The organism is Micromonospora sp. CA-246542 (assembly GCF_050942905.1).
Classification (GTDB): domain Bacteria; phylum Actinomycetota; class Actinomycetes; order Mycobacteriales; family Micromonosporaceae; genus Micromonospora.
Map to the genome: position 1 here is coordinate 1,922,773 of NZ_CP192040.1, position 12,528 is coordinate 1,935,300.

At 69.3% G+C, this 12,528-nt stretch carries 7 protein-coding genes; 5 read left to right on the forward strand and 2 right to left on the reverse strand.

Features of this window, described 5'->3' with window-relative positions; translation table 11 throughout:
* Positions 1-121: 121 nt before the first annotated feature.
* Both ACQP0N_RS09005 and ACQP0N_RS09010 read left to right on the forward strand, forming a co-directional pair.
* On the forward strand, positions 122-8,143 hold the full coding sequence (locus ACQP0N_RS09005) for a LamG-like jellyroll fold domain-containing protein (RefSeq protein ID WP_433119080.1): 8,022 nt from the start codon (positions 122-124) through the stop codon (positions 8,141-8,143).
* Between the two features lie 25 nt (positions 8,144-8,168).
* Positions 8,169-9,014, forward strand: a complete 846-nt coding sequence (locus ACQP0N_RS09010; RefSeq protein ID WP_433119082.1) for a hypothetical protein — start codon at positions 8,169-8,171, stop codon at positions 9,012-9,014.
* Here the strand turns inward: ACQP0N_RS09010 and ACQP0N_RS09015 are convergent.
* Together ACQP0N_RS09015 and ACQP0N_RS09020 are read right to left on the reverse strand one after the other, a co-directional pair.
* Positions 9,011-9,247: a hypothetical protein gene (locus ACQP0N_RS09015; RefSeq protein WP_355051890.1), complete on the reverse strand. Its 237-nt coding sequence runs from the start codon at positions 9,245-9,247 to the stop codon at positions 9,011-9,013. The genes ACQP0N_RS09010 and ACQP0N_RS09015 overlap by 4 nt on opposite strands.
* Positions 9,248-9,330: 83 nt before the next feature.
* Positions 9,331-9,579: a DivIVA domain-containing protein gene (locus tag ACQP0N_RS09020; RefSeq protein ID WP_433119084.1), complete on the reverse strand. Its 249-nt coding sequence runs from the start codon at positions 9,577-9,579 to the stop codon at positions 9,331-9,333.
* Between the two features lie 335 nt (positions 9,580-9,914).
* Here ACQP0N_RS09020 and ACQP0N_RS09025 point away from each other — a divergent pair, with 335 nt between their 5' ends.
* From ACQP0N_RS09025 to ACQP0N_RS09035, 3 genes are all read left to right on the forward strand, one after another.
* A complete protein-coding gene (locus tag ACQP0N_RS09025; RefSeq protein ID WP_433119086.1) occupies positions 9,915-10,784 on the forward strand; it encodes a helix-turn-helix domain-containing protein in 870 nt (289 codons plus the stop codon).
* Entirely contained in the window at positions 10,781-11,002 is a 222-nt protein-coding gene (locus tag ACQP0N_RS09030) for a DUF397 domain-containing protein (RefSeq protein WP_433119088.1), read from the forward strand. Before ACQP0N_RS09025 ends, ACQP0N_RS09030 begins: the two co-directional genes overlap by 4 nt.
* A 507-nt stretch (positions 11,003-11,509) precedes the next feature.
* Complete coding sequence (locus ACQP0N_RS09035) at positions 11,510-12,445, forward strand: HEAT repeat domain-containing protein (RefSeq protein ID WP_433119090.1); 936 nt, start codon at positions 11,510-11,512, stop codon at positions 12,443-12,445.
* The last annotated feature ends 83 nt before the right edge of the window (positions 12,446-12,528 follow it).

Consider the following 12,528-nt stretch of genomic DNA (forward strand, 5'->3'; position numbering starts at 1 on the left):
CTCCGCTCGTCATCCGGCGTGTGTGGCGGGGGAGGGTGTTGTGCGGACTCAGGCTTGGCCTTCGAGTGTGTTCACCAGGTTGACGCGAGGCCGTGCGGTGCGGTGGGCATCCAGGCTGGCGATGATGCTGGTCCTGGTACTTGTCGCGACCCTGTCGGACGTGCCGACACGCCCCGCCGAGCCGGCCCGGGCGGCACCCGCCGCCGCGACGGCGCCCAAGCCGACGTGTCCGGACGACCGACCGGACGAGGTGTCGGCCGCAGTGGCGGCGAAGCTGTGCGGTGCGCGGGTCGAGATCGCCGGCCGGCGTACGGAGACGACGCAGCTCTTCGCCAATGCCGACGGCACGCTGACCGAGGAGCAGGCGCTCGCCCCGGTCCGGGTCCGCAACGGCGACAAGTGGGTGCCGGTGGACCTGACCCTCCAGGGTCGTGCCGACGGCACGGTCGCCCCGATCGCCCACCCGCGAGGGCTGGTGTTCGCCGGTGCCGCCTCGACGGACGGTGAGCACGAGGTCGCCTCCCTCGGCCTCGGCGACGACAAGGTCGGCCTGGCGTGGACCGGAGTCCTGCCGCAACCGGTCCTGTCCGGCCGGACGATCACGTACCCGAACGTGCTGCCCAGTGTCGATCTGGTCTTCCACGCCCACGCCACCGGCTACGAGCAGCATTTCGTGGTGAAGGACCGGGCCGGACTGGCGCAGGTGCGCAAGCTGACGCTGCCGATCCGGACCGGCAAGCTGACCGCGGCCGGAGACGGCATGGGCGGCCTGTTGTTCAAGGACAAGGCCGGTCGGCAGGTCAGCCGGGCGCAAACGCCGATCATGTGGGACGCCGAGGTCGGTGCCCAGTCCGGCGAGCGACTCAACCGGGCGCCGGTGGGTCTGCGGACGGTCGCGAAGGGCGCGGGTCGCACGGTGGTCGAGCTGACCCCGGACGCGAAGTTCCTCGCCCGCGCGGACCTGACGTTCCCGGTGACGATCGACCCGCCGACGTCGCTGTCGCCGTCCTTCGACGCGTTCGTGCAGAACTCGTACTCCAGTGACCAGTCGGGCTCGGCCGACCTGAAGTTGGGTCACTCCACGGACGGCGGAACGTTCACCGCGCGGTCGTACCTGCGATTCAACACCTCCGGCTTCGCCGGCAGCCGGATCATGAGCGCGAAGCTGAAGTTGTGGAACTACCACTCGTGGTCCTGCACCGCCGCCGGCTGGGAGGCCTGGCGGACCGACTACGTCGACTCGTCGGTGCGGTGGACCGACCAGCCCACGGCGCGGGCGAAGGTGGGCACCTCGTCAGAGACCCGGGGCTACAGCTCCTCCTGCGGTGACGGCTGGGTGTACATCGAGGTCGGTGGCGCGCTGCAGTACAGCGCGGACACGTCCGCGACCAGCGCCAGCGTGCTCCTGCGGGCGACCTCGGAGACCACGACCGCAGGCTGGAAGCGGTTCGATTCCGCCGAGGGCACCCATCCGCCGTCGGTCGCGATCACGTACAACAGCGCTCCGAGTGTCCCGAGCGCGGTCGCGGTGTCGCCGTGTTTCACCGCCTGTGGCGCCGGCGCCCGTACCGCCTCGGTTCGGCCGACGCTGTCGGCGAAGCTGGCCGACGCGAACGCGGGCCAGACGCTGCAGGCCGAGTTCGTCGTGCGCAACAAGGCCACCCAGGCGGTCGTGTCCTCGTCCGGCCTGCGCTCGGGCAGCCCGGCGTGGACCAACGGCTCGACCGCCTCGTGGCAGGTGCCGGTGGACCTCGTCAACGGCACCCAGTACGAGTGGCAGGTCCGTGGCAAGGACCCGTGGAACTACGGCGGTTACACCGGCTGGACCAGCTTGACGGTCGACACGGACAAGCCGTTGGTGCCGTTCGTCTCCGCCAGCGTGTACCTGAATGACGGCCAGCCGCACGGTGGCGCGGCCGCGGCCGACACGTTCACCTTCTCTCCCGCCTCGGGCACGACCGACCTGGCCGCGTACGTGTACCGGTTCGACTACGACACGGCGGCGACCACGGTCGCGGCGACCGGCACCCATTCGGTGTCACTGGCCCCGCGTGACGGGCATCGCACGTTGACGGTGCAGGCGAAGGACTCGGCCGGCAACCTGTCCAACCCGAGCCTGTACGTCTTCGAGGCCGGCAGCGCCGCGCTGGCGCAGCCGCTGCCCGGTGCGACCATCGTCAAGCGGACCAAACTTCAGGTCACCACTCCGGTGGCGGGCTACACCCGGGGCTACTTCGAATACCGACGTGGGCCCGGCTCGGCGACCCTGCCGGTGCCGTCGGCGAACCTGACCTCGGCCACCGGCGCGCAGATCCTCGCGACCGCCGCCAGCCCGGTGAGCCTGTCCGCGCTCGGCGGGTACGCGGTCTGGAACGCCACCGACACCCTCGGCCTGGTCGGCGGCGTGGTGGAGGTCCGCGCGCAGTTGTACACCGCGACCGGCACGACCCCGGCGTACACGGTGCCGTGGGTGCGGGTGACCGTCGACTCCAGCGGTGACGGAGCCTCGGACGACGAGGTCGGGCCGGGCTCGGTGAACCTCCTCACCGGCGACTACGCGCTCTCCTCGGGCGACGCCGACGAACTCGGGCTGAGTGTCTCCCGCTCGGCGTCGTCCCGGGGCTACCGCGACGGCTACCAGCCGATGGTGCAGCGCCTGACGGCGAACCAGCAGCAGGTCTCCACCGACCTGACCGGGTTCAACGTCCCGTCGACCTCATCGGCGCTCCGGTCGACCGCCAGAGGGCAGGGCGAGACGACTCCGGCCGACTCGTTGGAGATCACCCCGGTCACCACGACCAGCAACGACACCTACGTCGCGGTGGGCGGCGACGGCGGCGGACTCCGGTTGAACATGACGCCGGGTAAGACGTACCGGATGACGGGTTGGGTCTACGTGCCGGCCGCGACCGGTCTGGTGCCGGCGTACACCCAGCGTGGGCTCCGGATCGTCGGTTTCCACCGGGTCAACGGCGTCTACACCGAGGTGTCGTCGAAGATGGCCGCCTACCTCGACGGGTGGCAGGAACTCTCCGTCGACATGACCGTCCCGGCCGGCGCGACGGAGGCGTTCTTCCGCCTCTACAACGGCATGCAGGGCGGCTCGGGCCGCAAGGTCTACTGGGACAACCTCTCCATGACCGAGATCGTCGCGCCGTTCGGTCCCGCCTGGACCGGCGGTGCGACCGGCGGCGCGGCGGACGTCGAATACACCACGGTCACCTTCCCCGAACCGTCCCTGGCCCGGGTCAACACGATCGGCGGCGGCTGGATCACGTTCGCGAAGAACCCCGACGGGGTCAGCTTCACTCCCGAGCCCGGCGCCGAGGGCCTGGTCCTGTCGAAGGTCGGCACCACCTCGTACCGGTTGTCGGAGATCGACGGCACCGCCACCGAGTTCACCTCCCAGGGCGGGGTGTGGGCGGCGACCTCGTCGTGGACACCGGAGTCGGACACCACCTCCCGGTACGTCTACGACACCAGCGGCAGTCGCCTCCTGCTGCAAAAGGTGATCAACCCCGCGGAGCCGGGGGTCGACGATACGAACCACTGCACGAGCGCCACCCCGGCCCGTGGTTGCGAGGTGCTCGAGTACGTCTACGCCACCGCGACCACCGCCGGCCTGTCGCAGACGGTGTTCGGTGACTACGTCGACCGGGTGACGCAGGTGAAACTGTGGGCCTGGGACCCCGCCGCCTCGGCGACCACCTCCACGGTCATCGCCCGCTACAGCTACGACAACCTGGGGCAGCTGCGCGAGGTGTGGGACCCTCGCGTCACCCCCGCGTTGAAGACCGCCTACGAGTACGGAAACGGGCGGGTCACGAAGGTCACCCCGGCCGGTGAGCTGCCCTGGATGTTCGACTACGGCAACCCCGACGTCGACACCGCCGCGCTGCGCTGGAACCTCGACGAGGGCAGCGGAACGAGTGTCAGCGACGCCTCCGGCAGCGGCCGGACCGGCACCGTCGCCAGCGGTGTCGGTTGGGGCCAGGGCAATGACCCCGACGACCCGGCCGACCGGGCCGCGACGTTCACCGCCGGCACCGGCCAGCAGATCAGCGTCGCCGGGACCGCCCTGTCCAACACCGCCTCGTACACCGTCTCGGCCTGGGTGCGGCTGAACAACAAGGACGGCAACCGCACCGCCGTCTCCAAGGACGGCGCCAGCACCAGCGGCTTCTTCCTCAACTACGTCAAGGAGACCGACCGCTGGGCGTTCTCGCGGGTCACCTCCGACAACACCTCGGCGACCCCGGTCCGGGCCAGCTCCAACACCGGCACCGTGGCGGGGCAGTGGACCCACCTCACCGGCGTCTACGACACCGCGGCCGGGCAGATGAAGCTGTACGTCAACGGCATTCAGCAGACGTCGACCGCCGCGACCGGCGGCTGGAACGCCTCCGGCAACTTCGTCATCGGCCGTGCGAAGTGGGCCGGCGCCGCCGCGAACGTCTGGGACGGCGACATCGACGACGTCCGCGTCTACGGCAAGGCTCTCAACGCCGACCAGGTCGCCGACCTCGCCACCGACGAAAACCCCGGCCGGCTCCTCAAGGCCCGCCGGGCGGCCCTGCAGCAGGGCTCCAAGACCGCCACGGACGGCGAACTCGCCACCAACGTCGTCTACAACGTCCCCCTGACCCAGGCAGCCGGTGGCCCGCACAACCTCAACGCCGCCGCCGCCGCGACCTGGGGCCAGCTCGACCTGCCCACCGACGCCACCGCCGTCTTCGGCCCCGAGGACAACCCGGGCCGGAACAGCGCCATCCCCAGCTCACCCGGCACCGGCGGCTACACCTACGCCACCATCCACTACCTCGGCGCGAGCGGTAAGGAGGTCAACACCGCCACGCCGGGCGGGCACATCGACACCCAGGAGTACGACCGGTTCGGCAACGTCATCCGCACCCTGGAGGCCACCGACCGGGAACTTGCCCTCGGCACCCTCCCCGACTCGAACACCCACCTCGCCGAACTCGGCCTGGCCAACACCGACACCGCCAACCGGGCGCTCGCCCTGTCCACCATCAACAAGTACTCCACCGACGGCATCGACCTGATCGACACCCTGGGCACGACCGTCACCATGGTCCTGGAGAACCCCGTCGCCGACCCGGACGGTAGCGGGCCGCTGACCGCCCTCGATGCCGGCACGACGGTGATCGGCCGCAGCCACGCGGTGAACGTCTACGACGAGGGCAAGCCCGACGGCGCCAGCTACCACCTCGTCACCACCGAGAGCGAGGGCGCCCAGATCGTCGGCTATCCCGACGTCGACGTACGGGTCAGCAAGAACGGTTACGACGCCGAACACGGCGGCGTGTCCGGGTGGACGTTGAAGACCGCGACGAAGGTCGTCGCCGATGCCGGTGCCGGTGGGCAGAATCTGACCGCGTACGCGGTGCACAACGCCGCCGGGCGGGTCCTCAAGTCCTGGGGGATCGGCTCCTCCGGCTCGGACGCGATGGCCCGTGAGATCGTCTACTACACGGCGGGTACCAACACCCAGGACGCCGCGTGCGGGAACCGGCCCGAGTGGGCCGGCGAGCCGTGCGTGACCCGCGCCGTCGGTGCCGTCGCCGGGCACGACCCGGACCGGATGACCACCGACCTGCCCGTACGCCGGGTCACCGAGTACACCCGCTACGGCGACGAGGCAGTGGTCACCGAGACCTCTGCCGGTAAGACCCGCACCACCACCACCTCGTACGACGCGGCCACCAGGGTGACCAGCGCGGTCATCACGTCGGACGAGGGCGCGGCTCTCGGCGCGGTCACCACGGTCTACAGCCCGACCTCCGGTGACGTGACCCAGACGACGATGGACGGTGCGACCGTCACCCGGGAGTACGACCTCCTCGGTCGACTCGCCTCCTACACCGACGCCGACGGCGGCACCACCGTCAACGAGTTCGACCGGTTCGGCAAGGCGTCGAAGGTTTCCGACCCCACCGGCAGTTCGGTCTTCGCGTACGACCGGGTCGCCGAGCCACGTGGCCTGCTCACCTCGGTCACCGACAACATCGCCGGGACCTTCACCGCCAAGTACTCACCCGACGGACAGATCACCGAACTCGGATACCCGGGCGGCCTCACCCGCAGGGACCGGCTCGACGCGAACCTGCAACCCGTCGAGCGCACGTACACCCGCGACTCCGACGGGGCGGTCATCTACTCGGAGTCCGTGGTCGAGAACACCGCCGGCCAGTGGGTGGACCACACCTACACCGGCGGCGGCAAGAACTACGCCTACGACCGGCTCGGCCGGCTGACCAAGGCACGCCAGGACAGTGCGATCACGGGTGGCTGCGTGACCCGCACCTACGCCTACGACAGCCGTACCAACCGCACCAACAGCTCCACCTTCGACCCGGCGGCCGACGGCAGTTGCGACGAGGACGCGGCCGATGCGGAGGCCGACCATACGTACGACACCGCGGACCGCCTCACCGACGCCGGATTCGTCTACGACGCCTTCGGCCGAACCGTGGCGATGCCCGGTGGGCTGACCAACTCCTACTACGCCAACGACCTCGTCCAACGTCAACAACTCGGCGATTCGCGGCAGACCTGGACCCTCGACCCGGCGCACCGGTTCCGTGCCTTCACCACCGAGACGCTTGTCGACGGCAACTGGGCCAACGCCACCTCGAAGCTCAACCACTACGGCGACGACTCCGACGAACCTCGGTGGATCGTCGAGGACACCACCCTCGGCAGCATCACCCGCAACGTCTCCGGACCCGACGGTGACCTCGGCGCCACCACCAGCGCCACCGGAGACGTACGCCTCCAACTGATCAACCTGCACGGCGACGTCGCCGCCACCATCGACCCCGCGCTGACCGAACCCGAGCTGTTCGACTACGACGAGTTCGGTGTCCCGATGGCGGGGCAGGCCGACCAACGCTACGGCTGGCTCGGCGGCAAGCAGCGCTCCGGTGAGGCGATGGCGGACGTCATCCTCATGGGCGTACGCCTCTACAGCCCCGGCCTCGGGCGCTTCCTCCAGGTCGACCCCGTCGAGGGCGGCAACGCCACCGCCTACGACTACTGCGCCGGCGATCCCGTCAACTGCACCGACCTCGACGGCAAGTTCGGCTGGGGCAGCATCAAGAAGGGCCTGTCCAAGGTCGCGAAGGTCGCCTCCTACGCGTCCATGATTCCCGGTCCCATCGGCACGATCGCCGGGGTTGTCTCGGCCGTCTCCTACGCTGCCACCGGCAACTGGAAGGAAGCCGCCTGGGCCCTCGGCGGAGCAGCGGCAGCGGCCATCGGCGCCGGAGCGGCGGTCAAGGGCGCGAGACTGGCCGCCAGCGCTGCCCGTGCCGCGGCCAAGGCCCGCAAGGCCAGAAAGGCGGCCAAGGCAGCACGGGCGGCGAAGAGATGTAATTCCTTCGCCCCGGACACTCCCGTCCTGATGGCCGACGGACGCTATCTGCCCATCGCGGAGATCCAGGTCGGGGACCTGGTGATGTCCACCGACCCGAAGACCGGGATCTCGGCGGCGCAGCCCGTACTCGGGACCTTCGTCGGGCAGGGCAGCCGGCATCTCGTCGACATCGACCTCGACGGCGACGCCCGTGATGTCCTCACCGCCACCGCCGAACATCCGATCTGGGTCGACGGCAAGGGCTGGACCAACGCCGCCGAGGTCGGTGCCGGTGACGTGATCGTCGGTAGCCGTGGCGAGAAGGCCACGGTCCAACGCGTCCAGGAACGCGGCTGGCTGCCCGGGCAGACGGTCCACAACCTCAACGTCGGCGACACCCACACGTACGTGGTCGCCGTCGACGATCTGGACATCCTCGTTCACAACGCGAGCTGCCCGATCCTGGATGCTGCGCGTAGGGGCGTACCGAGGTCCTCGGGCATGTACATCATTCACCTGAACAACGGCAAGAAGTACGTAGGCATCTCGAAGAACATGCACCGGCGGATCGGGCAGCACGTGAACCGGAGCAAGGGCGCGCTCCGGCGAGAGGGCCTCGGCGCGGCCGATATCAATCACATCTCGCACTACACGTTCAGCAAGGGCAGGAACTCCTGGGCCCGGATGCGGCGGTTGGAGAAGCGCACCATCCGCGCGTTCGGGGGACCCTCTCGGGGGCGCGGTACCCTCTACAACCGAAGTTACTAGGCGAGCGGGCGGAGGAGACGGCACCGTGTTCGGCAATCAAACGGTGAATCCCGGCGAATATCTGCTCTCGGACAGCGTCTGGCGGGAGGGTGACACCCGCCGGTACGTCGAGGGTGGTTGCGATGCCGTCTTCCTCGCCTTCGACAGTGACACCGGTCGGAAGCTCGACCTGAGTTTCCTGCGCGACCTGCCCAATCTGCGCAGGGTCGCGATCGAGGGTCCGTTACGTGATGACACGTTGGTATTCGAACTGGAGGATCTTCTCGGTCTGTCGTTGATGACGCGGTCCAAGAAGGCGGTCCGGCTCGATCTGACGCCGAAGCTGGACACGCTCGTGCTGTCGGAGCGGCCGGGCCTGGAGACGATCGGCGCGCTGTCGGCCCTGCAACACCTGACGATCGACCGGTACGCCGGCTCGGACCTGACCCTGCTCGGGGCCAAGTCCGAGCTGGTGTACCTGAGGATCGAAGGGCGCAAAACTGCCCTGTCCCTGCACGGCGTCGAAGAAGCGCCCCAGCTACGGCAGCTCGAAGTGGTCGATGCCGCCGTGGATTCCCTGGAGCCGTTGGCCCGGCTGGTCGAACTGCAGGAGGTTGTGGTCCGACCCAACGCGAAGTCGGCGCCGGTCGAGCCGCTGCGGCTGGATCCGCTGGCTGGTCTTCCGAACCTGCACACCCTGCGTCTCGGCGCGATCGCGTCGGCGTCGCCCCTCGCCGCCACGTCCGGTCTGCGGCGGCTCGTGGTCGGCACGGTGCTCGACGGTGACCTGCGTCCCCTGCTCGATCTGCCCGAACACGTGGTGGTCACGGTCCTGGACAACGCCGCCCAGGACCGTGAGGTGCAGCGGTCACGAGCCCGACCGACACCCTAGGGATCGTCGGTAGGTAGGCAGGACCCGTGGTGATCGGCCCGCCGTGCGCAACGGCGGCGGTCCGGCATGATCCGGTCACAGAAAACCCAATGTCGTACGTCTTGAGCGTCCTCGGCCGACACCGTCATCCCGGCGACGTCGACCTGCGGAATCGAGGTCAGCGACCGAGCGAGCCTCCGGGCCAGCTCCAGCGCCTCGGCCAGATCGGCGACCGCCACCGGCAGGTGGATCACGTGTCGGGGCGGCGGTTCGGTCGCCTCGGTGAACGCCAGCACGGCGTCCCGAGGGAGTGGTACGAAGATCCGGTCCGGCGGGATCACCACTGCCGCCTCTCGGGCCAGCCGCCCTGCCGGGCCCGCAGCGCCCGCTTGACCCGCGCGTTCTCCTCGCTGAGCAGCGCCAGATCGTGGTGCAGTGCGGTCAGGTCGAGCGCGACGCGGTGCAGAAACCGCCGCACCTCCCGGGGGTCGAGCCCTCGCCGGCCGAAGCCCACGTTGGCGAACTGATGGTCGCGCACGTGCCGTGGATGCAGCCGGCCACCGTCGTAGAGCGCGCCTCTGGTCATCGGTCACCTCTGCTGTCGTCGGTCCATGGACGCGTCGGGGTCGCGGGAGCGTCCTTCTTCGTGGTAGGTATTCGTGCAAGTCGGTTCGGAGCCGGGATCACGTCATCCCGACGCTCTAGTTGAGACCCGACGAGAGCCGGTATGCGACTGCCACTCGCGAGGCCGTCTCTCGTCACCTTCTCGGCTGTTGGCACAGCCGCGGTTGCCGTGTTTGCACCGGGCTTCCCCGGGGGCCGGCGATCACCCTCACCCGCAGGTCACGTTTCCAGTGGCCTCGGTCTTGGTGCAACGACACCAACGAATTTCGTCATGAGGGACGTCATGAGAGGGGACCCATGCCCGCCAGGCGTGAATCGTTCGTCCAGACATTGCGTGCCCAGTGGCTCGGCCAGCAGATGCGACAGTTGCGGGAGCAACGCGGCATCACTCTCAAGCAGGCGGCCGAGTTCCTGGAACGGGACTTCTCGTCCATCGCCCGCTGGGAACGCGCCGAGTGGCCGTTTCGACGGGGAGTCGTCGAAACCCTTCTCGATCTATACGGCGAGCACGACGGGCGCGAGCGCAACCGCTTCCTCCAACTAGCCGAGGACGCCTGGCGGACCGACCGTTGGGACGACGACTACGACGAGTTGGTCGACGCCTCATTCATCGACTTTCCCTGGTTGGAGAGCAGAGCGGAGCGCATCTGCTCGTGGGACGCCTTTCTCATGCCGGGGCTCATGCAGACGGCGGCCTACGCGGAAGCGGTGATCCGTAACGCCGAGGGGGAGCAGGCATCGGATTTCTCGGTGCGCAAGTGGCTGCAATTGAGGGTCGACCGTCAGCGTGTGCTCAGGCGCGATCCCGTCCTCCAGGTGGCGGCCGTCATCGACGAAAGCGTTCTGCGCCGACCGGTCGGTAGCCCTGCCGTGATGCGCGGCCAACTACAACACCTCGTCGAGTTGATGCGGCGGCAGAACGTCGACGTTCGCGTGCTGCCATCACGGGTTGGCCTGCACGCCGGGCTCGACGGCTCATTCGTCCTCTTCGGAATGCCCAAGCCCTATCCCGAGGTGGCCTATGCCGAGACTCTGGGTGGGCGCCGATTCATGGAATCTCCGAAGTCGAGACGCTACGCGCTTGCGTACCATCGCCTTCAGGACGTCGCGCTCGATCAGCGCGAGGCGGCCGAGCTGATCGCGAAGATCACGGAGGAACTGCCATGAACGAAGCCCTACCGGCCGTGGCCTGGCACATCAGCACGCGGAGCAACAGTAACGGCGGGAGTTGCGTCGAGGCGGGGCCTGTTCTCGATGGCTCCGGGCGGGTGGCGGTGCGCGACAGCAAGGACCGCACGGCGGCGACCCTCGTCTATGGCGTCAGCGGCTGGACCGCGTTCGTCAACGGGGTCAAGGCCGGCAGGTTCGCCCGTACCGATCCATGATCGCCCCCGACTTCGGCGATGTCGGGTGTCCCGGTCGGGTTGATAGCCCGACTTCGGCGATGTCGGGTGTCCCGGTCGGGTTGATAGCCCGACTTCGGCGATGTCGGGTGTCCCGGTCGGGTTGATAGCCCGACTTCGGCGATGTCGGGTGTCCCGGTCGGGTTGATAGCCCGACTTCGGCGATGTCGGGTGTCCCGGTCGGGTTGATAGCCCGACTTCGGCGATGTCGGGGTGTCCCGGTCGGAAGTCGGTGGCGGCCTCCGCTGGCCAGCGGGCACCATCGTGGCCGTGGAAGCGGGCGAGGTGGCGGACCTGTTCGACCGGGCGGTGCAGAGGCTGCGGCGAACCGTCGAGAATGGCGAATCCGACGACGGGTCGGACCTGCTCCGGCAGTTGGTCGTCGATCATGGACTTGTGGTGCCCGATTCGGTAACTCAGGGGCGTTTGGTCCCCCACCACAACTCCATGATCGACGATGCGGGGCGGGCGGGGGCAGGGTGGAGCGGCTTGGGTGGGGCTGCCGTGCGGGTGGCCGTTGGCCGGCTTGCCGATCCGGACCGCGTGGTGCGCGCGGCGGCGTGCGACCTGCTCGGCTTCGCGAGCGACGTGCACGGGGACGACCTGCGCGCGGACGCCGCGACGGCCCTGATCTCGCTGGCCGCCACCGAGGCCGATCCCGAGGTGCACTGGTCGATCGCCCGCGCCTTGGGTGCGACCTGCGACCCTCGCGCCCTGCCGACCCTGGTCACCCTCGCGCAAAGTCCCGACAGCGACGTTCGGTTCCAGGTTGCCGTCGCGGTGCCGATGGTGCTCGACGACCCGCCGGCCGAGGCCGGCGAGGCGGTGTTGATCGACCTCTGCGCCGATCCCGACGCGAGGGTTCGGGAGTGGGCCACCTTCGGGCTCGGCTGGGTGAGCACCGCGGACGGGAACGCCGTCCGGCAGGCGCTGTGGGACCGCACCCGCGACATCGACCCGGAGGTACGCGCGGAAGGCGCCCGAGGGTTGGCCCGGCGGCGGGACGCACGGGCACTTCCACTGGTACGCGAGCTGCTCGCCCAGGACGAGGTCCACAACTTCACCATCAAGGCCGCCGCGTACCTCGGTGACCCGTCACTGCTGCCGCTGCTGGACGGCTTCGATCCCGACGAGGACCACGTCGCCGAGGCCCTGCGCGAGTGCGATCCGCTGCGACGTGAGCGGCGCAACGACCTGGCGTGGAGGCTACTGCTCGCCGTGCACTCGCGTCGGCCCGACTGGGCGGTCACCGTCGCGGGGGAGCGGTGCGACCTCGACCTGAATCTCGACATCGCCGATGGCGCCGACCGCTCGGGTTACTGGTGTGTCGACGGGTTGCTCCGGCGGGCCGGCGACGATCCCGAGCGCGCGGCCGAGCTGGCGATCGCGGACCTGACGCCGGCCCGAGCCGCGGCGGAGCGCTGATCAACTCCACATCGCCGACAACGGGGTGTCCGGGTCGAGTCGATCACGCGCAAGCGGTCGGCGCGCTCACAGCCATCTCACAG

Coding starts and splice junctions, on each gene's coding strand:
- ACQP0N_RS09005 (WP_433119080.1), top strand. CDS start 122: ATGATGCTGGTCCTGGTACTTGTCGCGACCCTGTCGGACGTGCCGACA.
- ACQP0N_RS09020 (WP_433119084.1), bottom strand. CDS start 9,579: ATGACCAGAGGCGCGCTCTACGACGGTGGCCGGCTGCATCCACGGCAC.
- ACQP0N_RS09025 (WP_433119086.1), top strand. CDS start 9,915: ATGCCCGCCAGGCGTGAATCGTTCGTCCAGACATTGCGTGCCCAGTGG.
- ACQP0N_RS09030 (WP_433119088.1), top strand. CDS start 10,781: ATGAACGAAGCCCTACCGGCCGTGGCCTGGCACATCAGCACGCGGAGC.